At 33.3% G+C, this 24392-nt stretch carries 20 protein-coding genes, 1 tRNA gene and 2 rRNA genes; 3 read left to right on the top strand and 20 right to left on the bottom strand.

Annotated features, from left to right (window positions below; genetic code table 11):
* Positions 1–116: 116 nt before the first annotated feature.
* From guaA to helD, 3 genes are all read right to left on the bottom strand, one after another.
* Positions 117–1673: a glutamine-hydrolyzing GMP synthase gene (gene guaA / locus G540_RS0100225; protein WP_027106348.1), complete on the bottom strand. Its 1557-nt coding sequence runs from the start codon at positions 1671–1673 to the stop codon at positions 117–119.
* A 112-nt stretch (positions 1674–1785) separates the two neighbouring features.
* Positions 1786–2706: a type I pantothenate kinase gene (gene coaA, locus G540_RS0100220; RefSeq protein WP_027106347.1), complete on the bottom strand. Its 921-nt coding sequence runs from the start codon at positions 2704–2706 to the stop codon at positions 1786–1788.
* A 126-nt stretch (positions 2707–2832) separates the two neighbouring features.
* Positions 2833–5133, bottom strand: coding sequence for an RNA polymerase recycling motor HelD (helD, locus tag G540_RS0100215; RefSeq protein ID WP_027106346.1), 2301 nt, complete (start codon positions 5131–5133; stop codon positions 2833–2835).
* 142 nt (positions 5134–5275) lie between these two features.
* Between helD and G540_RS0100210 the strand changes: the two genes are divergently transcribed.
* Positions 5276–7132 carry a monovalent cation:proton antiporter family protein gene (locus tag G540_RS0100210; RefSeq protein ID WP_027106345.1) on the top strand — a complete coding sequence of 619 codons (1857 nt, stop codon included), beginning with the start codon at positions 5276–5278 and terminating at the stop codon, positions 7130–7132.
* A 225-nt stretch (positions 7133–7357) separates the two neighbouring features.
* Entirely contained in the window at positions 7358–8797 is a 1440-nt protein-coding gene (locus G540_RS0100205; protein WP_027106344.1) for an APC family permease, read from the top strand.
* A gap of 91 nt (positions 8798–8888) precedes the next feature.
* Here G540_RS0100205 and G540_RS0100200 read toward each other — a convergent pair whose 3' ends face one another.
* From G540_RS0100200 to G540_RS0100180, 5 genes are all read right to left on the bottom strand, one after another.
* Positions 8889–9854 (bottom strand): ABC transporter ATP-binding protein, encoded by a 966-nt coding sequence (locus G540_RS0100200; protein ID WP_027106343.1) that lies wholly within the window; start codon positions 9852–9854, stop codon positions 8889–8891.
* 23 nt (positions 9855–9877) lie between these two features.
* Positions 9878–10927: an ABC transporter ATP-binding protein gene (locus G540_RS0100195; protein ID WP_027106342.1), complete on the bottom strand. Its 1050-nt coding sequence runs from the start codon at positions 10925–10927 to the stop codon at positions 9878–9880.
* 8 nt (positions 10928–10935) lie between these two features.
* Positions 10936–11961, bottom strand: a complete 1026-nt coding sequence (locus G540_RS0100190) for an ABC transporter permease (protein ID WP_027106341.1) — start codon at positions 11959–11961, stop codon at positions 10936–10938.
* Between the two features lie 2 nt (positions 11962–11963).
* Positions 11964–12896, bottom strand: coding sequence for an oligopeptide ABC transporter permease (gene opp3b, locus G540_RS0100185; protein ID WP_027106340.1), 933 nt, complete (start codon positions 12894–12896; stop codon positions 11964–11966).
* A 174-nt stretch (positions 12897–13070) separates the two neighbouring features.
* Positions 13071–14711, bottom strand: coding sequence for a peptide ABC transporter substrate-binding protein (locus tag G540_RS0100180; RefSeq protein ID WP_027106339.1), 1641 nt, complete (start codon positions 14709–14711; stop codon positions 13071–13073).
* A 283-nt stretch (positions 14712–14994) separates the two neighbouring features.
* Between G540_RS0100180 and hflX the strand changes: the two genes are divergently transcribed.
* The gene (gene hflX, locus G540_RS0100175; RefSeq protein ID WP_027106338.1) at positions 14995–16245 is read left to right on the top strand and encodes a GTPase HflX; all 1251 of its coding nucleotides are present in this window, start codon (positions 14995–14997) and stop codon (positions 16243–16245) included.
* A 44-nt stretch (positions 16246–16289) separates the two neighbouring features.
* Here the strand turns inward: hflX and G540_RS06740 are convergent, their stop codons facing one another.
* The 12 genes from G540_RS06740 to G540_RS0100115 all read right to left on the bottom strand — a co-directional run.
* Entirely contained in the window at positions 16290–17114 is an 825-nt protein-coding gene (locus tag G540_RS06740; RefSeq protein WP_035463388.1) for a DUF6681 family protein, read from the bottom strand.
* A gap of 19 nt (positions 17115–17133) precedes the next feature.
* Positions 17134–17565, bottom strand: coding sequence for a hypothetical protein (locus G540_RS07195; protein WP_051188893.1), 432 nt, complete (start codon positions 17563–17565; stop codon positions 17134–17136).
* A 72-nt stretch (positions 17566–17637) separates the two neighbouring features.
* Positions 17638–18072 carry a Fur family transcriptional regulator gene (locus tag G540_RS0100160; RefSeq protein WP_027106337.1) on the bottom strand — a complete coding sequence of 145 codons (435 nt, stop codon included), beginning with the start codon at positions 18070–18072 and terminating at the stop codon, positions 17638–17640.
* Positions 18073–18092: 20 nt separating this feature from the next.
* Complete coding sequence (locus G540_RS0100155) at positions 18093–18659, bottom strand: guanylate kinase (protein ID WP_027106336.1); 567 nt, start codon at positions 18657–18659, stop codon at positions 18093–18095.
* Positions 18660–18776: 117 nt separating this feature from the next.
* Positions 18777–19436 carry a YoaK family protein gene (locus tag G540_RS0100150; protein WP_202804125.1) on the bottom strand — a complete coding sequence of 220 codons (660 nt, stop codon included), beginning with the start codon at positions 19434–19436 and terminating at the stop codon, positions 18777–18779.
* A gap of 162 nt (positions 19437–19598) precedes the next feature.
* Positions 19599–20048: an Imm51 family immunity protein gene (locus G540_RS06730; protein ID WP_051188892.1), complete on the bottom strand. Its 450-nt coding sequence runs from the start codon at positions 20046–20048 to the stop codon at positions 19599–19601.
* Between the two features lie 39 nt (positions 20049–20087).
* Entirely contained in the window at positions 20088–21065 is a 978-nt protein-coding gene (locus G540_RS06725; RefSeq protein WP_051188891.1) for a glycosyltransferase family 2 protein, read from the bottom strand.
* Positions 21066–21400: 335 nt separating this feature from the next.
* Positions 21401–22348 (bottom strand): STM3941 family protein, encoded by a 948-nt coding sequence (locus tag G540_RS0100135; RefSeq protein ID WP_027106334.1) that lies wholly within the window; start codon positions 22346–22348, stop codon positions 21401–21403.
* A gap of 75 nt (positions 22349–22423) precedes the next feature.
* Entirely contained in the window at positions 22424–23794 is a 1371-nt protein-coding gene (gene rlmD / locus G540_RS0100130; RefSeq protein WP_027106333.1) for a 23S rRNA (uracil(1939)-C(5))-methyltransferase RlmD, read from the bottom strand.
* A gap of 165 nt (positions 23795–23959) precedes the next feature.
* Positions 23960–24031: transfer RNA gene (locus G540_RS0100125), tRNA-Gly, on the bottom strand.
* A 39-nt stretch (positions 24032–24070) separates the two neighbouring features.
* Positions 24071–24187, bottom strand: a 5S ribosomal RNA gene (rrf, locus tag G540_RS0100120).
* Between the two features lie 83 nt (positions 24188–24270).
* Positions 24271–24392 (bottom strand): 23S ribosomal RNA (locus G540_RS0100115); the annotation flags it as partial.

Below are 24392 nucleotides of genomic sequence, written 5' to 3'. Positions count from 1 at the left end.
AAAAAAGGAAGCTAATAAGTTTACACTTACTAAGCTTCCTAATTTTTTGTAAAAATATATAACGCTCAAAACCTTTATTTCACTAAGTTTCTAAGCAGTAGTATTTTTGTTAATGTCTATTCCCATTCAACAGTTGCTGGTGGCTTAGAAGTAATATCATAAACTACGCGGTTAATATGAGCTACTTCATTAACAATTCGAACTGAGATTTCTTGTAAAACATCCCATGGAATTTTAGCGAAATCCGCTGTCATACCATCGATTGATGTTACCGCACGAATACCAATTGTGTAATCGTATGTGCGTCCATCACCCATAACACCAACAGAACGAATTCCTGGTAAAACAGTGAAATATTGCCAGATATCTTTATCTAAACCGTGTTTTGCGATTTCTTCACGTAAAATATAATCAGAATCACGCACGATTTGTAATTTTTCTTCTGTAATTTCACCAAGTACACGAATTCCTAAACCTGGTCCTGGGAATGGTTGACGCCAAACTAATTCATGTGGCATACCTAAACGTTCACCAAGTTCACGAACTTCATCTTTGAATAATGTGTTTAATGGTTCGATTAATTCAAATTGTAAATCTTCTGGTAAACCACCAACATTATGGTGTGATTTGATTGTTTGCGCTGTATCTGTACCTGATTCAATAATATCAGTATATAGAGTACCTTGTGCTAAAAATTCAATACCATTTAATTTTGTAGCTTCATCATCGAAAACTTCAATAAATTCATTACCGATAATTTTACGTTTACGTTCTGGATCAGCTACACCAGCTAATTTACTTAAGAAACGTTCTTTAGCATCCACTTTAATGATGTTTAAGCCGAATTTACCGCCTAAACTTTCCATAACTTGTTCTGCTTCACCTTTACGTAATAAACCATGGTCAACGAAAATAGATGTTAATTGATCACCGATTGCACGTTGTAATAAAACACCAACAACAGATGAGTCAACCCCACCAGAAAGACCTAAAAGAACTTTCTTGTCGCCAACTTTTTCGCGGATATTTTTAATTTGCATTTCAATGAAATCATCCATTGACCAGTTTGCTTTTGCATCACAAACATCAAATGTGAAATGTTTTAAAATATCATTACCATATTCTGTATTATTAACTTCTGTATGGAATTGTAAACCATAGAAGTTCTTTTCTTTATTTGACATAGCAGAAATTGGACAGTTTTGACTTGTAGCAGAAACTGTAAATCCTTCTGGAACAGCTGTTACTAAGTCACCGTGGCTCATCCAAACTGTTTGTTCTTTTGGTAAATCTTGGAACATGATTGAATCATCGTCGTTAACAGCGATTACTGCTTTACCATATTCTTTATTATCAGCACCTTCAACTTTACCACCTGGTAAGTTGTGAGCCATCAATTGCATTCCGTAACAAATACCTAAAATTGGAATACCTAATTCAAAAATTTCAGGATCAATTTCAAATGCACTTTCATCATAAACACTATTAGGTCCACCTGAGAAAACAATTCCTTTCGGATTCATTGCTTTAATTTCTGCGGCACTAATTTTATGTGAAAGTAATTCTGAATAAACACCAAATTCACGAATTCGGCGTGTGATCAATTGGTTATATTGACTACCAAAATCTAATACAATAATTTTATCAAAAGTCTGAACATCTGCGTTTGCCAAGCTTTTCACCTCGTAATTTATTTTTGTTATTTATTACTTTATCATATTTCCCGGAAAGATGAAACCGCTCCACAAAATTTAAAGTGAAAATCCCGGACATTTTCGCCAAATTTTAATATTTACGGAATAATAGTTCGTTAACTAGGTGGTTTTCACCCTTTTTCAAGATTAAATCTGCGCGATTTCTTGTTGGAAGAATAAACTCGATTAAATTTTTATGATTAATATCATGCCAGACTTTTTGGGCTAATTGAATAGCTTGTGCCTGTGATCCTTGTGCTAATTCATAGTAATAATTAGTTGGATCTTGTTTAGCTAATTCTAATAACATGATAAACCTTTCTAAATACCAAGTTTCAATTAACTCTTCTGGAGCATCTACATAAATCGAAAAATCAAAAAAATCACTCACATAAATCTGTTCATGTGATGGTAATTGTAAAACATTAATCCCTTCCACAATCAAAATATCAGGTGCATAAATTTCTTGCATTTTCCCAGGTACAATATCATAAATTTCATGTGAATATACTGGAGCTTGTGCTAGTTCACCATTTTTAACTGTATTTATGAAATTTATCAACAATTTCATATCATAACTTTCCGGAAAACCTTTTTTATCTAAGATACCCTTTTCAGTTAAGACTTGGTTAGGATATAAGAAGCCATCAGTCGTCATTAATTCGACTTGTTTATCCGGATAAACCTTACTTAATAATGTTTGCATAAGACGTGCAGTGGTACTTTTTCCAACAGCAACAGATCCTGCGATACCGATAATAAATGGAACTTTTTTAGGTTGAATTTTCAAAAAAGTCGCTTTTTTACGTTGGAGTTCTTGATGAAGTTGTAATTCTTGCCCCAACCAATACACTAAGGGGAGATAGACTTCATTAACATCAACATCCGAAATCCGATCATTTAATGATTTTATTTCTAATAATTGTTTTGGCGTTAAAGGTGCAACTTCTTCTTTATCCAAATCACGCCAAGTTTCACGCGTAATTTGATAATAATTCATTTTTTCTTGCATGTTTTCTTCCTCTTTAGCAAAATTTGTTACTATTGTAGCATGTTTTCAACTGCGACAATACCCTCACTACCTGATCTTATGCACAAAATAACAAAACGCCCTTCATTTCATGAAGGACGTTTTTCTTTATATTTTCTTCAATTCATATAATTCAGGGCTAACACGTTGTAATAAAGGACTTAATTCTCCTTGAGCAAAAATACTCAAACGGTGCATCGCACGTGAACAGATTGTATAAACTAATTGTTGTTCATTATTATCAGTATAATTAGCCCGGTTTGCATTCCACATAACAACCGCATCAAATTCTAAACCTTTAGCCAAATAAGCTGGCACAATAATTGTTCCTGGCACCAAACGTTGATTTTCCGTCCGGATTAAAGTAACATGCAATCCTTGCGCTTGTAACTCTTTAGTTAAAATTTCACATTCAGCTAATGTTTTCGCAATCACCGCTGTCGTTAAATTATCGGCTTCATTTGCTTGAATTTGTTTGGCACAAGCTTGCACTAACTTCGCATTATTGTCAGAAATAGTTATCGTTGGCATTTCACCTTTCCGCGCAAAGGAAGTAACTTGTTCTCCACCAACTAAAATTTCTTTCGTGAAATCAGTAATTTGTTGCGTAGAGCGATATGATTTCGTTAATTGAATCACTTTTGTTTTATCCGTTGGGAATAATGTACTTAACTCTTCTAATAATGTTTGACTATTTTCATGAGTAAAGATAGCTTGGTTTAAATCACCCAACATTGTGAATTTAGCTCTTGGGAATTTTGTTTTAAGATATGCTAATTGATAAGCTGTATAATCTTGAATTTCATCAATAAACAAATGCTTGATTTCAACTTCACCACGTTGTCCTGTAATACAATCAAACAAATATAAATATGGTGTAACATCACTCATAGTAATTTTACGTGCTTTTAAGCTTTCAATCGTTGCATCGATATGATTTGCCCATTGTTCTTGTGTTAATCCATAAGCATCTAAATCCATAAAGCTAGGGACACTCTTTAATAGACGAATATATTGTAAATTCAAATTCAAGAATTGACCTTTCATAATTAAATTACGAACAGGAATAAATTGTTGCATGACATATTGTTTTGCCAAGAACAACATTTCTTTATCACCATTGACGAATTCTTTACTTTGATCGCCGTATAAAGATTGTAATTCTTCACGACTTAAAGATTGTACTTCTTTTTGCACTTCATCAGTTCGAGCAATTTGCCCAATTTTACTACTTAAAATCTTCATCAAGGCTTCTTTAGTGGCTTGTAGACGATTACGCAAATGATAGTTTTCATTAAAACTATAATAAATTTGTCGAATTTTCGCTTTCGGGAATAAAATTTCTCCTTGATAATAAATATCTTTAAAGCGCATGCCTTTATGTTCAAGATATTCCGTATAAGCTGTTGTTGCATCAAAAAACGCTAAACTATCTTTCACGGCCGTAATTTTTTGTTGCGTTGGATCTTGATTTTCCATAAATCGTTCTTGTAATGTTTCAACATGCATTTGTGGTAAACGACGTTGCGTATATTGATAGTAAGTCATTTGAACCATATTTTGTTCACCTAATTCAGGTAAAACTTGATCAATATAATCATTAAATAACTGGTTTGGTGAGAAAAGAACAATCTGACTAGATGTTAATTTCCCGCGATAACGATAAAGTAAATACGCTACCCGTTGCAAGACGGCTGATGTCTTCCCAGATCCTGCTGCACCTTGAACAAATAACAATTCGGATTTAGTATCTCGAATAATTTTATTTTGTTCTTTTTGAATAGTAGTCACGATACTTTTCATTTTTGTATCAGAATTATCATCTAAAACATCGAGTAACATTTGATCCCCAACAGCTTCATCGGTATCAAAGATGGTAATAATCGTTCCATCTTCTACAACGAATTGGCGTTTTAAATTCAAATCTACACTTTGCATGCCATCTGGTGTTTCATATTGTACTTGACCTAAAGAGCCATCATAATACACACTCGAAATCGGTGCGCGCCAATCATAAACTAAGAAATGTTCATCATCTTTCGCAAAAGAACCTAACCCAATATAAATTGTCTCTGGTTTAGCTTCTCCTTTTTCTTGAATATCAATCCGTGCAAAATAAGGTTTTTTAGCTAATTTTTGTAATACATCTAATTGTTGTGTTGCTTGTTTCCAATTGTTTTCTCGTTCAGATAACAATTGTTGTTGTTGACGAACAGTCAATGCTGTTTCCATCATCCCGGTATATGTTTCTGTTTTAATCCGTAAGTTATTGACAAAATCATCTTTAATTGCGGCTTGATCAGCTTCAACTTTTTTCAAATCCTTTTGATGCTTGGCTTCTGCTTTTTTAATTTCAGAAATAACATTGTCCATTCGTTGTTGTTCTTTAATTTTAATTTCTGAACTCATTTTTCTGCCCCATTCCCTTAAAATATCGATATACTATTGTAGCACATTTTAAAAGCAATCACCAAAGCCGAAGCGATTGCATTACACGTTTATATTTGAGATAATGAAGCAACTATTTTATTGTATGAAGGAGTTGTGATTTTTGACAATTTCACTTTTAATTCTTTCCTTACTAGCATTTTTAACGCCGATGATTTTATCCCGTTTTAAAGGCTTACTAATTCCAACTTCGGTGGCAGAAATTATCGTTGGGATTATTGTCGGAAAGAGTTTTTTAAACTTAATTGAAATCAATTCTATTTTAGAAAGTATTTCAACGCTAGGTGTTATCTTATTAATGTTTTTAAGTGGGTTAGAAATTGATTTTAGTATTTTCAAACGAAACGCTGCCCCTTTAACACCTCTTGCCATCAAAAAAGCACAAGCTGAACCACAAATTTCACCCGTCAAAGTAGCTATTTTTGCTTATTTGTTTAGTGTCGTAACAGCATTTTTACTTGCTTTAGCCTTTAAACTTTCTGGTTTATTCGCCAATATTACTTTAGCGACTATTTTATTCGCAACAGTTTCTTTAGGGATTGTTATTTCAATTTTAAAAGAAAATGAACTACTAAGTAAAAATTACGGCCAAACAGTGCTCTTGTTCGCTGTTTTCGGTGAAGTAGTACCAATGCTAGCGTTAACCGTTTACGCTTCCTTATACGCAGGAAAAGGCTCCAAATTATGGTTAATTTCAATTCTCTTCTTGTTAGCGGGCTTTTTATTCAAACAATTCCGCTCTTTCTTTAAGATTTTTGATCATATTAACAAAGCAACGACTCAACTAGATATGCGTTTAGCATTTTTTGTAATTATTGCTTTAGTTTTAACAGCTGAATATGTCGGTGCTGAAAATATTCTTGGTGCTTTCTTGGCTGGTATTGTTTTTAAATTAATTGAACCAGCTGCTGAAAGCCAACATAAATTAGATGCCATTGGTTATGGATTTTTCATTCCATTCTTTTTCATCTTAACTGGTGTTAATTTAGATATTCCAAGTTTATTAAATTCACCAAAAACACTCTTGTTAATTCCGCTCTTTTTCTTAGCTTATCTGATTGCCAAATTACCAGCGTACTTTGGTTTTCGGATGCGCTTTAAAAATAAAAACGCCTTAGCTGGTTCGATTTTATCTGGAACGACAATTACTTTAGTGTTAGCTGTATTAACCGTTGCTCAAGATTTAAACGCTATTAGCGATCAACAATCAGGCGCTTTCTTAATCGCCGGAATTCTCACTTGTTTAGTTTGTCCTTTGTGCTTTAACAAACTTTACTCCCCTGAACCGGAAGATTTAAAGAAAACTGATGTTACAATTATCGGTGCCAATCTAGTGACTGTCTCCACAGCCCGTCACTTAGATAAAGGTTGGTACAATGTCCAAATGTATACAGATTCAGAAAAGAATTTTTCAACATATAATTCTGAAACTAATTTATCATTATTACCTGGCTTATCCATTGATTGCCTCTTAGATAAACATATTTTCGATACTGATATTTTATTATTATCTCACCATGATTATCAGGTCAATTATGATATGGCGCTAGCCGCTAAACGTCACGGAGTTCCACGTGTTATTATGCGCTTTGAAAATCGGGATCCTTTAACAACGATGAGTGATGAATTACGTGCTGCCGGTGTGGAATATTACAGCACTTTCGCTATTAATGTCGGTATGATGCAAGCAATGGTCGAATCACCTTCCACACTGCAAATCTTAACGCGTTCAGACTGTCGTTTATACGAAGTTGTTGTTTCCAATGCACGCTTTGCTGGGATGGAAGTTAAAGACCTACCATTTATTAATGAAGTTACAATTAGTCGTATCTTTAGAAAAGGTCGCCCTATTTCTCCTCATGGTAATACCGAAATTGAATTAGGTGATCATATTCTCTTCTCGGGTAAAGGCGATATTGTTCCGAAAATTCGCGCACTTTTAGAAAAATTAAACGAATAATGATAATTCAGAGCTGGTTTCTCATTTTAGAGGCCAGCTTTTTTGATTTTCCTTGAATTATATTAAGTTTTCTTTATAATATTTAAGTATTGTTGCTAATTAAATTAGCTACGGAAAGGAGCGAATTTGTGATACATAATCCTGTTCACCGTAATAAACCACCTTCCAAAAATAACTTTGAAAAATAATTAAAATCACATATATATTTTTGGAGGTATTAAAAAAATGAGTAAACTCATGAAAAAACGCTACATAGCTTGGCCGGTTTTAGCTTTAATGGATTTCGTAACTGTTATTGGATTTGATGATATTATTTATAACTTTAAAAACCAAGGCTTGGGCGTTGTTACATCTTGGATCATTATGCTTTTTGTTTATGTGTTACCTTATGAATTAATTGTTGGTAACTTAGGTTCTGCTTTCAGTCACGATACTGGTGGGATGACTTCTTGGGTGAAGAACACCTCTGGTAAAAAATGGGGCTACATTTGTGCCTGGTTCTACTGGGTTGTTGGTCTTCCATATATCGTGGATGTTGCCAACTCCATGGTTGTTTCTTTTGGTTGGTTAATCTTAGGGAATAACTCTTTAGAAGATAAATTAACTAACTCACAATTCGCCTTAGCAACAGCTGCGATTTTCTTGATTTTCATTTGGATTCAACACCATTTACGAAATTCATTAGAAATCCTCAGTATTATCGGCGGGGGAGCCATGTTCATCATGTCCATTCTCTTCGTTCTGTTAACATTCGTTGCTTTAGGTCGTGGTGGTCACGTGGCTACTCAACCTTTTAATGTGAAAGCTTTTATTCCACATTTTGATTTGAAATATTTATCCACCTTAGGTTTGTTAATCTTTGCGATGAACGGTGCTGAATTAGTTGCACCTTACGTTTCAAAGATGAAAGATGGTAAACGTGACTTCCCACGTGCCATGATTATGTTAGCTATTATGACAGCTTTCTTAACTGTTCTTGGTTCATTCTCATTAGGTGTTTTCTTCAACTCACATCATTTACCTGCTGATTTAAAAATGAATGGTTCTTACTATGCATTCTTAGCCGTTGGTAAACAATTCGGTTGGGGCAAAACTTTAATGTATGTTTTCGCTGTAACACAAGCAATTTATATGGCAGCTCAATTAGCTGTTTTATTAGATGCCGGAACACGTATGTTCTTATCTGATACAGCAAAAGAATTCTTACCAAAACGCCTTACAAAAGTTAACAGTCAAGGCTTACCAATCAATGGTTACTGGTTAACAACAATTATTTGTGTCATTATCTTAGTTATGAGTGCTACTTTACCGCACATGAATGATATTTTTAACTGGTTATTAGATGTCAATGGGATCGTTTCTCCATTCTCAACTTGCTTCTTATTCTGGGCCTTTATTAAGATTCGTTTGAATAGCGAAAAATACCCTTCAGAATACGTCTTTATTAAGAATGACAAGTTAGCTGTTGCAGTTGGTATTTGGTGCTTTGTAGCCACATTTATTTGTGCCGCAGCAAGTATCTTACCTTCTGATGCTGCTTATGGAACAGCTCAATTTACACACGAATTAATCTTAAATATCACATTACCATTAATCATGACAGCAATCGGTATTACCCTTCCTTTAATTGCTAAATGGGAACGTCGTAATGATATTGCTTCATAATAATTAAATAAAATAAGCATTGCATATTAAATGCAATGCTTATTTTTTATATTAAAAGAGCTTCCTCATAATTGAGGAAGCTCTTTATTTATTATTTAGCTTTATTTTCTAAATATTCTTCTGCACGTTTTTGATACATTGGAATTTCAGATTCTTTACAACGAACATAATGTCCTGGTGTAATTTCATGTAAACGACGTGGAACGCCATCACTTTCATCTTCAATACTTGCATCATATGGAATTTGACGACGATTACGTTCAAATTCTGGATCAGGTACAGGAACAGCAGATACTAAACTAGCTGTATAATCATGCAATGGTTCGTTATAAACTTCGTCAGCTGGACCAACTTCTAATAACTTACCATAGTGCATAACACCAATACGATCAGAAATGAATTTAACCATTGATAAATCGTGAGCGATGAATAAATATGTTAAACCTTGTTCTTTTTGTAAATCTTTTAACAAGTTAACAACTTGAGCTTGAATCGAAACATCTAACGCAGAAATTGGTTCATCAGCAATAATGAATTTAGGTTCTACAGCTAATGCACGAGCAATCCCGATCCGTTGACGTTGACCACCAGAGAATTCGTGTGGATAACGACTAGCATGATCTTTATTTAAACCAACTGTTTCTAATAATTCTTCAACACGTTGATTACGTTCTGCTTTTGATTTAGCTAAACCGTGAATATCAATCCCTTCGGCAATGATATCACGAACAGTCATTCTTGGATTAAGTGATGCATATGGATCTTGGAAGATCATTTGCATATCACGTGTGAATGCTAATTTTTCTTTTTTACTTTTGAATTTACTTACATCTTGTCCTTCAAAAACAATTGTTCCGTCTGTAGGTTCATATAAACGAATGATACTACGACCTGTTGTAGTTTTACCGGAACCGGACTCACCTACAAGGCCGAATGTTTCACCTTCATAAATATCGAAACTAATATCATCGACAGCCTTGACCATGTCAGGTTTGCCCACGCCGAAATATTGTTTTAAATGTTTAACTTCTAAAAGTTTTTTTCTTGGATTAGGCATGTGGTTTACTTCCTTCCTTGGCCTTATTTACCGATCTTTTGTTGTTCCATCATTTCCGCATAAAGTTTATAGCGGCGTTGGATTTCTGGAGGCGGTGTAACTGCTGGTGCCCCAGGTGCTAATAACCAAGTTGCTGCATAATGCGTTTCGGAAACTTGGAAATATGGTGGTTTTTCTTCTGCATCAATTTTCATTGCATACGGATTACGTGGTGCAAATGGATCGCCTTTTGGTGGATCCAATAAATCAGGTGGTGTTCCTGGAATTGATTCTAACTCTTCACTATCCAATGTTGGCATAGAGTTTAAAAGTCCCCATGTATATGGATGTTGTGGATTATAGAAAATTTCATCAACTGTACCGTATTCTAAGATTTCTCCCGCATACATAACAGCCACACGATCTGCCATTCCGGCTACAACACCTAAATCGTGTGTAATGAAAATAATTGATGTTTCAATTTTTTCTTGTAATTCTTTCATTAAATCAAGAATTTGTGCTTGAATTGTTACGTCCAAAGCAGTCGTTGGTTCATCAGCGATTAAAATTTCTGGATAACATACTAACGCAATCGCAATTACGATCCGTTGACGTTGACCACCAGAGAATTGATGCGGATAGTTATTAATACGTTCCTCTGCATCTTTAATCCCAACTAATTTCATGATTTCTAAAGCTTGTGCTAAAGCTTTTTTCTTTTCAATTTTTTTATGTTTAATTAAAGGTTCTGCAATTTGCATCCCGATTTTCATTGTTGGATCCAAAGAAGTCATTGGATCTTGGAAAATCATCGCAATATCTTTACCACGAATATTTTGCATTTCTTTTTCAGTCTTTTTCAAAAGGTCTTGATCATGGAACATAATTGATCCACCTTTAATTTCAGCATTGTTAGCTAACAAACCCATCAAAGCACGAGTTGTTACTGATTTACCAGAACCAGATTCCCCAACAATAGCTAAAGTTTCACCTTTATCTAAATGAAAACTTACGTCACGGATAGCTTTAACTTCGCCGGCATAAGTATGAAAATCAATTTTAAGATTTTTAACATCTAAAATTCTCTCAGCCATAATTCAACCTACCTTCTTGTCTTAGGATCAAATGCATCACGCAGACCATCGCCTAATAAGTTAAAGCTGATCATCAAGACACATAATACAATTGCTGGATACCACATTTGATATGTTAAAAACTGGAAGCTCTTTTGTCCATCATTTAAAAGAACCCCTAGAGATGTTTGTGGAGCCGAAATCCCGATCCCAATGAAACTTAAGAATGCTTCAAAGAAGATTGCCCCAGGGATCGTATACATTGTTTGAATAATGATAATACTTGATAAGTTAGGAACTAAGTGTTTCCACGCAATTTTGTGTGGTGATTCACCTAATGTCCGCGCTGCTAAAACATATTCTTGATTCTTCAAGGATAAGGTCTCAGCCCGAATCATCCGTGCCATTGTTGTCCAACTAGAAATAGCCAACGCACAAATGATAGATGTCATACCTGGTTTTAAAACAAGTAACATTAAAACAACAATAACTAAGTTAGGAACTGATGAAATAACTTCGATAACACGTTGCATAAATGTATCGACTTTTCCACCTTTCCAACCCGATACAATCCCGTAAGTAACCCCGATTAATAAATCGAAGAATGTCGCTGCAACCGCAACGATTAAGGAAATTTTTGTACCGTAAATAATTCTTTGTGCTAATGAACGACCTAAGTAATCTGTACCTAAGATAAAGTGAACATCACTTGGAACGCCATTACGTTCATAAATATCAACCCATTCACCAGCAACTTTTAATTTACCGTTTAAACCGTTAATATCAATTCCTGGAATCTTTGTTGGTAAGTTCGCATATTGTGGTGCGGAACGAATTAAGTCATCATGACTGATGAAAAATGTTGAACCAAACGCTACAACGAACATTACGATTAAGATAAACAAGGAAATAACAGCACCTTTATTTTTCTTTAAGCGTAACCACGCATCTTGTAAAAAGGTTAAAGATGGGGCTGCAATTTTTTCATTATCAAGATCGTCTGCTTTGGGCAATGGCTCAAAGCTAGCTGGATCTAATTTTAATTTTTCTTCCATTTCTATTCCCCACTTCCACCTGTTAATCTAATTCGTGGATCGATAATGCCGTAAATAATATCAGTTAATAAGATAACTAATACTAAACCTGTTGAAAACAACATTGTCACACCCATAATTGTTGGATAATCATTAGTTGTAATTGATTTTACAAACTGTTCCCCAATCCCTGGAATTGAGAAAATATTTTCGATAACCATTGAACCAGTCATTAAAGCAACTGTATATGGTCCGATTAAAGTTACTAACGGAATCAAACTGTTTCGTAAAGCGTGGTGATAAACAATCCCAAACTTACTTAACCCTTTGGCTCTCGCTAATTCAATATAGTCAGAGTTTAAAACATCTACCATCCCCGTCCGCACAAACCGTGAAGTTTCCGCTAACGGACCAACGCCTAAAGCAATTGTTGGTAAAATTGTATAAACAAAACCGTTCCAGTCAGCAACTGGTAACCAGCCTAATTTTAAAGCAATATAGTATTGTAATAAGACAGCTAACACGAAGTTAGGTACTGATTTACCGATAATAGAAAGAACTGTTGCTGTTGTATCAATCCATGTATTACGGTTAATAGCTGCAACAGAACCGATAATAATCCCGAAGAATACCCCGAAAATCATCGCTTGAACACCTAATTGAGCGGAAGCGCCGATCCGTGATGCGATTAAGTATGATACTGGTTGGTTACTAAATTGGAATGATGTCCCAAAGTCGCCATGAACCATACCTGCTAAGTATAATAAGTATTGTTGCCAAATTGGTTTGTTCAAACCGTATTGTTCGTTAACGATTTGAATTTGTTCTGCAGTCATTTTTTGTTGATTAGTAAACGGTGTCCCTGGCATTAATTTCATTAAAAAGAAAGTTAATGTTGCTACCAAGAATAACGTTAAAATCATATAAAATATCCGCTTCAGTAAATATTTACGCATATTTCTTCCTCACATTCTTTGATCTCAACTGATTTTTTAAATAAGTAAATCGAAGACAATTTAAAATGCCTTTGTCTTCGATTCGTAAGTGTAAACCGATCGGAGGGTAACAAATAGTTCTTGTTCGCCCTCCGATCGTCTTTTAACGCTTTATTTAGCTAAACTACTAATTGTCTATTTTTCGATGTATGCGTTCTTCCAGTTGTAGTTTAAGCCAGCTGCGTTATAAACGAGGTCTTTAACTTTTGGATTAACTACCCAAGCACTTGCTTGTTGGTAGATAGGAGCTACACCTTGATCATCTAATAATACTTTTTGTGCTTTCACTAAGTCATCCCAACGTTTTGTAGGGTTGTTAGCATCAACTGTCCGTGAAAGGTTAATGTATTTATCGAATTCTGAATTTGCCCAGTGACCAGCGTTTTGTCCGTTAGTTGATTCCATAATTTCTAAACAACTAATTGGATCAGCGTAGTCAGCACCCCAGATAGAAATTACTGTATCAAAGTTACCAGTATCACAACGTTGTAAACGAGTCTTGAATGGTACGTTTTGAACTGTTACATGGGCACCTGGTAGTGTACTTTCAATTTGGCTTTGAAGTGTTTCTGTAATCTTCTTAGAACCATCTGTATCATCGCCTAAGATTGAGAATGTCAATTCTTTTTGGCCAATTTCTTTCAAGCCTTCACTCCAAAGTTTCTTAGCTTCTTTATCGTCATGTTTAATTCCGTTAACAACAGGATCCATTTCAACGAAGTCTTTACCGTTTAAGTTAGCTAATTTATCAGGTACCATACCTTTTGGTACTCGAGCACCACTACCAATAACTTTACTTAATGATTTACGGTTAATACTCATTGAGATTGCTTGTCTAATTTTCTTGTTACTCATTGCAGCTTTCATAGTTGCATCTTTTGAGTCTTGGTTGAATTGTAAGTATGCTACAGCAGCACCTTCACGTTCAACGAAATCTTTTTGGTTTTTCAATTGTTTTGCTTGTTCATTACTTAATGGAGAAGCATCTAATTCACCAGATTTATATTGGTTATAAGCAGTTGTAGAACTCTTATTAACTTTATAGTTAACAGCATCTAATTTAACAGCTTTCTTATCCCAATACTTATCATTCTTTTGTAATTTCCAGCTTAAGTTTGTACCTGTCCAACCTTCTAATTTAAATGGTCCGTTATAAACCATGTATTTAGAAGCTGTACCATATTTATCACCAAACTTATCAACAGCTGCTTTGCTTTGTGGGAAGAAGACTGGGAATCCCATTAATAACTTAAAGTATGGAATTGGTCGTTCTAATGTTACGACTAATTTATCTTCGCCGTCAGCTTTAATACCTAATTGATCAACTGGTAATTTACCTTCGATAATCTTATCAGCATTCTTAATTCCGTTAAAGAAGTAAGCATATTGAGAAGCTGTCTTAGGATCAACTGTTCTGCGCCATGAATATACGAAATCTTGTGCAGTAACTTTATCACCGTTAGACCATTTAGTACCTTTACGTAATGTGAATGTATACACCTTACCGTCTTTAGAAACTTCTGTTTTCTTAGCTAAACCTGGTTCAACTTTACTATCTTTACCAATACGATAGAGCCCTTCCATTGTATTTCCTAACATAGTAAAACTAATTTGATCTGTTGCTTTGGATAAATCCATTCCTGGTAATTCACCAGATTCATCCCAATTTACGACATTTCCTGCTGTTTTATCATTATCTTTACTACCACAAGCTGTTAAAACAAGTGATGATAATGCAACTACGGCACCGAGTTTTGCATATTTTCCGAGTTTCATAAAAACAACTCCTTCTTTATATTTTAGAGTAAGTGTATCAACTTAATTAAAGTTTACATTATAAAACTATTAAAATCAAGTTTTTATTCTCATTTTAAAACGTTATTATCTTATTTTATATTTAATATAATCATACAGGTTAATTTTTATACACTTTTTAACGCTTTATACAGTTTTTGCATGTATAAATACTCAGTGGCTATAATTAAAATCTTCTAATTTTTAATTATAATTCAATTTTGTTTTCATGATATAATTTGAATTAAAAAAAGTAGGTGAGTAAATGACTCCTGTAATTATCGCTGGTATTGAAACACCACATAACGATTTTACTTATACAATGGAAGAATTAACTAATTTAGTTGAAGCTAATCATATGATTGCTGAAAAACAAGTATCTCAAAAATTAGACCATCCTTTAGCTGGTTCTTATTTCGGTAGTGGTAAAGCCGACGAGATTAAACGCTTAGCTGAAACGTATGATATTGATTTCCTTATTATTAATGACGAATTAACTCCAACTCAAATTCGTAACTTAGAACGTTTAACTAATTTAACAATTATTGATCGCACAGCTTTAATTTTAGATATTTTCGCTCAAAGAGCACAATCAAAAGAAGCTAAACTGCAAGTTGAAATTGCTAAATTACAATATCAATTGCCGCGTTTACACACAAGTGGTGTTGAAAAACTCGATCAACAAAGTGCTGGCGGCGGTATGGCTAACCGTGGTGCTGGTGAAAAGAAAATCGAATTAAATCGCCGTGTGATTGAAAAGAAAATCACTCGTGCTCGTAAAGAATTAAAGGCTATTGCCAAAGAAAAAGAAACCCAACGAAAAGCGCGTGATAAATCAGGACTGAAAACAGTTGCCCTAGTAGGTTACACTAACGCTGGTAAATCAACAACAATGAATGGTTTACTCAAATTAACCAACGCGGACGAACATAAAAAAGTTTTCGAAAAAGACATGTTATTTGCAACTTTAGATACTTCCGTTCGTAAATTAAAATTTTCCGATAATAAAGAAATCCTTTTAAGTGATACAGTCGGTTTCGTCAGCATGCTACCTCACCAATTAGTAGCTGCTTTTAAAACAACACTCGCTGAAGCTGCACAAGCTGACTTATTGATTCAAGTAGTTGATAGTAGTGATCCCAATGCAAAAGAAATGATTGCCACAACTAATAAAACGCTCCAAGAAATCGGTGTAACTGATGTCCCAATGATTTATGCTTTCAACAAAGCTGATGAAACATTAGTTAATTACCCTGTAATTACAGGTGATGAAATCACTTATAGTGCTAAAGATTTAATCTCTTTACAAGCTTTAAGCGACTTTATCAAAGAACAACTGTTCCGTGACTATCAAACTTTAACGTATTTAATTCCTTTTAACCAAGGTCACTTTTTAGAAGATTTAAATCAAAATGCTCATATTTTAAAAACTGAATATGTTGAACAAGGAACACTTATCACTGCTAATGTTGCACCAGAATTAGCTCGCAAACTGCATAAATTCTTACAAAAATAAAACAAAACCATGAAATGAAGACATAGCCTTCATTTCATGGTTTTTTATTTTTCATCACTATTAATTTCATTTCGATCACGATAAGCAACTTGAACTGTGATTTCATATGGTTCTTCTTTAGTAATCACAGTTTTACGACCTACATACTTATATGGTCCACCAGTCAAAGCAACTGTTGCTAAATAAAGTTCATATTTTTCATGTGCTTCTTTAACTGGCAATAACCCAACAGAATGTAAACACCCTATTCTTTTTTTATCCATTTGATTCAAACCACCATAAATCACTAATTCCGCATTTTCATAAATTAACTCAAAATATGGTAAGACTACGGGAGTGGGTAGTGCATAATATTTTTGTTCCGGCTCATTTTTAGCTTCTTTTAAAATTTGTGCATCATCAAAACCTGCATAATTTAATTTTAAATATTTAATTTTAGCGAGTTCTTGCACAATCATTTGGATATTAACTTGAGCTTCTTCTCCCATATAAACACTAGCCGGTAATAATTTATGTTCACTAAAAATTCCATTCGTTTGAATAAAACCATGTTGTGGTTCTTTATTTTGAGCAGTTTCTTTTAAATGTAAATGAAATTTTTCATCTAAAAAAGGTGTAATATCAAATTTAGCTTTTTTACTTGTAAAATAATACACAAAATTCAAATAACAAAAATATAAAATTAAAAAGAACGCTAAAATAAATAAAAAGCCCCGTGTTAAAAATCCATTTTCAAAAAAACGATAAGCAACATACAAAATATACAAATTACCTAATGCTGCTAAAATTGTGTAAATTCGATTTTTAACTTTAATATTCATATTAATATAGCCAATCCAGCCATTAATAATTCCTAAAAAACTAAACATTTATCCACCTTCTTAATAATTAAATCTTTCGTCCTGTTTTCTGCCCACTAGCGATAACCGGCGCTACCGTCTTATTCGTGCCTGGTGGTATGTTTTGTGGTTCAGTTGGTTGTGGCGTTCCTGAAGTATCACCGTCATTTTTATGATCTGTTTTAGGATTATTTTGATCACTCACAACTTTATCTGCTGAACTAGCTTGTTCAGCCGGCGTTTTACTCGAATCAGTTTTTGTTGTTTGACTAGATACACTTGAACTAGTTTGACTGGTAGAACTTTGACTGTCCGATTGCGCGCTATCGGTTTGACTATTAACTTGACTAACACTAACAACCGGTGGCTGCCCTTCATTAGTATGTGTTGCTGTGTTAACTGCCACATTTGTTGCCCCTAACGCTAAAACAACGGACAACAAAGCGATCGGCGTCACAATTGGTGGTATCCGATTTCCCATTTGCATCATCCTTTGCTTTTTTCGTAAAACATATCATACTAAATTATTTTGACGTTGGGAAGATATAATTTTTTAAGATTTATTAATTTTTCCTTTACAATCGGCACAATACCCATGAATTTCAAAACTATGTCCTTCAATTTGGCATCCTGGTAATTGTTGTGCAAATAATTCATTAAAGGGACAGATTTTAATTTCTTGCACTTTACCACAATGTTTACAAATAAAATGATGATGATCCATATTAGCAAAATCACATTGATATTTTACGCATTTGCCGGTTGGTTTATCTTTACTTTCAAGAATCCCTAACTCTTCAAACTCTTTAATATTGCGATAAATCGTATTATGACTGACCCCTGGATATAATTCTCGAATATAATCATCGACTTGAGTCACATCAACATAATAATGTTGAAACTTACTTAAATAATCCAACATACTTTTACGTTGTTTAGTAATTTTTAAATTATTTTGTTTTAAAATTTCAATTGCTTTTTCTGTCATCTTGACACCTACTTTACAAATTATTTATTTGCTTGTAACTCTTTCATTAAATCTGCAATTTTTTGTTTAGTTGCTTGCCAATCATCATTCACAATAACATAACAATTTTTTTGACTCGCAAAATAATCACAACGTTCTTCATCACGCTTGGTTTCATGGCTCGCTAAGCGTTGTTCAATGCTAGCTTGACTATCACCACGTTTTTCTAAGCGTCCTTGTAAACACCCTTCTGTTGCGACAGTTAAGGAAATCACAATCGTTTCATTGGGTAATTGCTCTAAATACGCTTTAGCACCTTCCGAATCTAAAACAATTGTGGCCCAATCACTCTTTTCAAAAGCTTTTTGGATTCCTGTTTTAGAAGAACCATAATAATTATGATCATATTCTACTGATTCTAAATACTCATGTTGAAAGAAACTAGCTTGACTTTCGAAATAATAATCCCGGCCATGAATTTCACCTTGGCGTTGCGGACGGGTCGTGTGTGTAATAATTTTTTCCATTTGATATTCAGTTTGTAAATAATTACATATTGTTGTTTTTCCCGTTCCAGAGGCCCCTGTCAGGACAACTATTTTTTTCATATAATCCACCTTTTAAATTACTTTTCTAATATTATAACAAATCTTAGTGCATTAAAAAAAACTGTTAACTTTAAGTTAGTGGTAAATTACCCTTAAAATAAACAGTTTGTAGTAAATTTATTTAATTTTTATAAAATTGGCTCTTTTCCGAAACATTAATCCAAAAGCAATTACCATAATGACAGCATCTAACCAAATAGATTTTCCGCCCCACCAATCACTTGTGACGGCGCCTAAACCAGCACCAATACAAAACATTGTAACTACAAAATAATAATAATGACTTTGTTTTAAGTTTAAGGGATTTTTAGTTGTAGTATACGCACTAAGTAATGCCGTTCCACTTCGTAAATTACCAGTACACATCGTGGTAGCCATTGGTAAACCTAAGAAATTCCGAAACCCTTCTACTTGCATCGCACATGCTAAAGAAATAATAACATTCGCAAAATGATTAGCTTCCATGGGAATTAATCCAACGCCACCTAACATTAAAATTTCTAAAATCAAAATAATTTGCCGCCAATGAATTTTTTTACTATTTTGAAAAGCAAATTTAATTAAATCAGTGATATAAATCCCCACAATAAAAGCTAAGATGGGAAATACAAATTTAAACGCTACTTGCCATTCTTGGCGAGCTAGGGCCTGACTCAATAAAACTAAATTTCCGGTTTGCGCATTCGCAAAAACATGTCCTCGCACGTTATATGAATAAGCATCGCGAAATCCGCCACCAATCGCTAAAAACATCGCTAAAAGAATCGACTCTGACATTTGTATTTTCTTTTGATACATCTTTTGTTAGCATCTCCCTTGAACGACTGATCATATTTATCTCTTATTATATACTGTTTTAAAAAGAGTTTTAAGCCTTATTTATTTTAAAATAAAAAAAGAACTAATCATAAATTAGTTCTTACAAAGCAACATCACACTTTAATCCCATTCAATTTCGTTTTGATAATTTTTGACAAATACACATAAACCGGCTTCATCAGTAATAAATTGTTGTAAAACATCTAATAATTCAGCTGCTTTTTCATCAGCTTTCACACCTGCATAGCTAGCAATATACTTTTCAGCCTCAGGATCAGTCGTTAAACCATGTAATAATTGGGGATATTTTTGTGTTAAATAATAATTAATTAAAACTTCCCAATTATAACCATTCATATAAGCTTCTTCTGAAATTTCATTAAGTTTTGCACCTAATGTTTGCATCGCTTCACTAGCAACTTCTAAAATAACACCAGCTTCATTTTGATCAATAAACATGCGTAAATCAGTACTTGGCGCACTAACTTTGGTTGTCGTTTTTGTACCCTCAACTTTTTTTGAAACTGTTTTAGCAGTATCTTTTCCAAATAATTTATCAAAGATTCCCATGCTTGATACCTCCTTAAAATTGTCATTGCTTTAGTATAATTACTTGTTACTTTTTTTAGTCCTCAATCTTAATCCCTGTTTTCGAGTGTAATATTTTGAATAGTTCACATTCCATAAGAGATATAACAACCAATCTTTCATTCTTTTTTGATAACTGATTCCTCGTCGTAACTTGATCACTCGTTTAAAATTAGTACGTAATTCTTGTAAATCAATTTCAAAATTTTCTGCAAAATATTTCTTACGATAATCCAATAAATCATTAGCGTATAATTCTAACATGTTTAAATTTTGAATATTTCTTTGTTCTGAAAAAGTTAAAAACTCTTCAAAACCTTTTAAAGCACGTAATTTATGTTGTGCTGATTTTCCTAAACTATTTGGGACGTTACGATATAAATATAAAACTCGATCGACGTAAACTATTTTATTTGCTCGATCAAAAATCTTATAAGTTGTCGCTATATCATCAGGTAAATGTTCCCCAGGAAAAGCACAATTAGTAAATATATCTTTATGATATAATTTCGCCCAAGCTGCTACTTCATATTTACTTTGCGTAAAGCCAAAGTTCTCTAATACTTCTTGATTAGACACAATGCTAACCTGACCTGTTGTTTTCTTTAATTCAATTGGCTCTTGATCAAACATTTGATGCAGACACATAGTTAAATCAGTTTGATATTTAACAGCATTCAAATATAAAGTTTCAATATATTCTGGTAAAACCAAATCATCATTATCAATAAAAGTTAAATATTCACCACGTGCTAACTTAATCGCTTTATTCCGTGTCATCCCTAAACCACAATTGGCTTGATGGATTACTTTAACCCTTGTATCCAAAGCTGCATACTCATCACAAATTTCACCAGATTGATCAGTCGAACCATCATTAATTAATATAATTTCTAAATTATGATAACTTTGCTGCACAATACTATCTAAACAAGCTCTTAAATATTGTTCTGCATTATAAACAGGAACAACAACTGTAATTTTAGTTGTCTGCTTCATATCGCGGTTCTCCTTACATCAAATATTTTATCAAAGCACAAATTTGGTTGGCTTTTAATGATTACCAGATATTGCATTTATAAAAATAGCATCAATTTATCATTCGTATAATCTAACAATAATTATATCTCACAACTTATTTATTTCCAATCATACGAACTGTTACCCATACCATTCTGAATTACTTACTCTAGCTAACTAAATAAAAAAAGCACTCTACAATTTTGTAAAGTGCTTTAAAAAGTCTTGTCGTTCCAATTATTTTCATCTCTTCAGCTCCACACATAAAATGTGAACAGAGCAATAATAACAATTGTTATCTTTTGAATTAAAAATTATTTTATTTCATTTAAACTTTCTTTTAATAAATACTCTAAACCTTCTAAATCTATTTTCAAAAAATTAGAATTGATAATCACAGGTGTTCCATAAAACTTCATATTGATTTTCATAAACCATTTAGCTATGAAATTTTTCTCTGTTGAAATGTATTCTAAAGGATTTTTTACTGCAATACTTATGAATTTTTGATCTGTTAAAATTACTCTGACTTTCTGGATACTCATAATGTCATTCCATTTAATAAAACCTATACTTAAAGTACTTGTATTATCATAAATTCCTTCTTCTGTAATAAATAATCCTAAATTTTCTGCAAAAAAACTTCGCAGTAGATGTAAATAAATATATCCAAAAAATACAAGTCCACCTATTCCTACTATTTTAGATATAACAAAAAATAAATATATCAAATATTGATTAGTAACAGTTTCACTTTTAAGTAACCATGTTAAAGGTAAAAATGTAAACATCATACCCATCAATAACATGATCATTGCAGCAACTAAAGCTACCCCTTGTTTTATCCTACTAAGTTTTACTTCAAATAAAATATCTTTGAATTCTTGTTCATAGATTTTTTCTTGATAACTTTTAATTGTTAACTTACATATTAAAAATATAAACACTGCCATTATTAAAAATATTAAATAACCAAATTCCCCTGTGAATATATTTTGTAAAAACATTATTAACATTAAACTTATTATAGTGAATTCTACAAGATACACGTATATAGACAAATTAAGATATTTATTATCCTTAATATTTCCTAACAGATGTAAAATTACCCCTAAATTTCTAGGAACTAAAAATAATAAAGCTACCCACCATAAACTGTTATCAAATATAACAGCATTTGATTTTATAAGAAAAAATAATAAATCTAACAATAAAGTATATATTATGGACAATAATAAACTTTTACTAGAATTATTTGTCATAATCCCCTCTTTTCTTATCACGATGTAAGCTCGCTAAAAAACACATTTATTTAAAAGATTTTCAATGAAACCTTTTTATTTTTTAGTCAACAACGCGACACATTCCACATGAGGTGTTTGTGGGAATTGATCAACTGGCAAGATTGGTTGTGTAACTTGATAACCAAGTTCTTCAAATCGTTGAATATCACGTACTAAAGTTGCTGGATTACAACTCACATAAACAATCTTGTTCGGTGCAGTTTCTACCGCACTGTTAATAAATTGTTCATCTAAACCTTTTCTTGGTGGATCAACTACAATCACGTCTGGTTTCATACCTTGTGATTGCCATTCTGCCATTTTTGTTTCAGCTTTTCCAACTTCAAAAACAACATTATCTAATTTATTAAGTTTAGCATTCTTTTTAGCATCTTCAATTGCTTCTGGAACAACTTCAACACCATACACTTTTTTAGCGGCTTGTGCTAAATTCAAAGAAATTGTTCCGATACCACAATAAGCATCAATAACTGTTTCTTTGCCTGTTAAGCCCGCATATTCAACAACTTTTTGATAAAGTTTTTCCGTTTGTAATGGATTAACTTGATAAAATGAATTAGCAGAAATTTCAAATGTTAAACCATTTAAAGTATCTTTAATGGCTTCTTTACCGGCTAAAATAATATTACGTTCACCCATAATTACATTTGTTTGTGCAGCGTTAATATTTTGGACGATGCTAACAACTTCTGGACATGCTTCTTTAATTTCTGCTACGATTTCAGCTTTTTGTGGAATTCGTTTTGTTCTTGTAACCAAAACAACCATCGCTTCTTTGGAATAAAAACCCCAACGAACCATAATATTCCGAATCACACCTGTATGTGCTTGTTCATCATAAGGAGCTACATGATATTTACGTAAAACAGCTGTCACTTTTTGAATAATTTCATTAATTTTTTCGGCTTGAATTAATGAATCTTCTAACGGAATAAAAGTATGACTATTACGACGGAAGAAACCTGTTGTTAATTCACCTTCGTATTCACGTGCTGGAACTTGCGCTTTATTACGGTAATTATAAGGTTTGTCCATTCCTAAAACATCAGCTACTTCAATATGTTCCATATGTGATTTTTGTAATAAATTCACTACTTGTTTTTTCTTGAAGGCTAATTGTCCAGCGTAACTTAAATGTTGTAAAGGAGCAATCCCTGTTTGTGTATATTCTTGCCCTGTAACTTCAACTCGTTCTGGACTCTTTTTGTACCATTTAATTACTTTGGCATATCCAAATTTCTTACCAACTTTCATAACGTGAATTTTAACTTCTTCACCTGGTAAAGCTCCTGAAATAAATAATGGATAATCTTCAATTTTAGCGACACCCATTCCTTGATATGTTAAATCAATAATTGTAGCGTCTAGTCGTTCGTTTTTTGTAACTGGTAATTTTGTTTTCAAATAATTTCTCCTTTAATTTAACCATTGGATCTGATAAATGTTTCATTATTAATATTAGCCTAGTTTAGCCTAAATTTCTATTTTATTTTTCTTAACAAAAAGAGATTAAGCTGTTATTTTTTTAACAACTTAACCTCTTTCTGCTTGATTTTATATTATTTTGCAAGCGGAAGACGGGATTCGAACCCGCGACCCCCACCTTGGCAAGGTGATGTTCTACCACTGAACTACTTCCGCAAAACAAAAGCCAAGAGATATCTCTTGGCTTCAAACTTTGCACGGCAACGTCCTATCCTCACAGGGGGCGATCCCCCAATTACTTTCGGCGCTAAGAAGCTTAACTTCTGTGTTCGGCATGGGAACAGGTGTGTCCTTCTTGCTAGCGTCACCGCACTATTTTGTTGTTTGAAAGATTTTATTCTCTCAAAACTAGATAATAACTTTCTTTTCTTTCCGAGTCAACCTTTGTTTTTCTTTTGGTTAAGTCCTCGACCGATTAGTAATGGTCCGCTCCATATATCACTATACTTCCACTTCCATCCTATCTACCTGATCATCTCTCAGGGGTCTTACTTCCTTACGGAATGGGAAAACTTAT

Source organism: Ligilactobacillus ceti DSM 22408 (genome assembly GCF_000423245.1).
GTDB lineage: Bacteria > Bacillota > Bacilli > Lactobacillales > Lactobacillaceae > Ligilactobacillus > Ligilactobacillus ceti.
The sequence above is the reverse complement of the archived record's forward strand: the minus strand, read 5'-3'. Positions and strand labels throughout refer to the sequence as shown.

Bases quoted from the DNA above. Each gene is read 5' to 3' on its own strand.
- coaA (WP_027106347.1), bottom strand. From the start codon at position 2,706: ATGCAAGAAAAAATGAATTATTATCAAATTACGCGTGAAACTTGGCGT.
- helD (WP_027106346.1), bottom strand. From the start codon at position 5,133: ATGAGTTCAGAAATTAAAATTAAAGAACAACAACGAATGGACAATGTT.
- G540_RS0100205 (WP_027106344.1), top strand. From the start codon at position 7,358: ATGAGTAAACTCATGAAAAAACGCTACATAGCTTGGCCGGTTTTAGCT.
- G540_RS0100200 (WP_027106343.1), bottom strand. From the start codon at position 9,854: ATGCCTAATCCAAGAAAAAAACTTTTAGAAGTTAAACATTTAAAACAA.
- G540_RS0100195 (WP_027106342.1), bottom strand. From the start codon at position 10,927: ATGGCTGAGAGAATTTTAGATGTTAAAAATCTTAAAATTGATTTTCAT.
- G540_RS0100190 (WP_027106341.1), bottom strand. From the start codon at position 11,961: ATGGAAGAAAAATTAAAATTAGATCCAGCTAGCTTTGAGCCATTGCCC.
- opp3b (WP_027106340.1), bottom strand. From the start codon at position 12,896: ATGCGTAAATATTTACTGAAGCGGATATTTTATATGATTTTAACGTTA.
- G540_RS0100180 (WP_027106339.1), bottom strand. From the start codon at position 14,711: ATGAAACTCGGAAAATATGCAAAACTCGGTGCCGTAGTTGCATTATCA.
- hflX (WP_027106338.1), top strand. From the start codon at position 14,995: ATGACTCCTGTAATTATCGCTGGTATTGAAACACCACATAACGATTTT.
- G540_RS06740 (WP_035463388.1), bottom strand. From the start codon at position 17,114: ATGTTTAGTTTTTTAGGAATTATTAATGGCTGGATTGGCTATATTAAT.
- G540_RS07195 (WP_051188893.1), bottom strand. From the start codon at position 17,565: ATGGGAAATCGGATACCACCAATTGTGACGCCGATCGCTTTGTTGTCC.
- G540_RS0100160 (WP_027106337.1), bottom strand. From the start codon at position 18,072: ATGACAGAAAAAGCAATTGAAATTTTAAAACAAAATAATTTAAAAATT.
- G540_RS0100155 (WP_027106336.1), bottom strand. From the start codon at position 18,659: ATGAAAAAAATAGTTGTCCTGACAGGGGCCTCTGGAACGGGAAAAACA.
- G540_RS0100150 (WP_202804125.1), bottom strand. From the start codon at position 19,436: ATGTCAGAGTCGATTCTTTTAGCGATGTTTTTAGCGATTGGTGGCGGA.
- G540_RS06730 (WP_051188892.1), bottom strand. From the start codon at position 20,048: ATGGGAATCTTTGATAAATTATTTGGAAAAGATACTGCTAAAACAGTT.
- G540_RS06725 (WP_051188891.1), bottom strand. From the start codon at position 21,065: ATGAAGCAGACAACTAAAATTACAGTTGTTGTTCCTGTTTATAATGCA.
- G540_RS0100135 (WP_027106334.1), bottom strand. From the start codon at position 22,348: ATGACAAATAATTCTAGTAAAAGTTTATTATTGTCCATAATATATACT.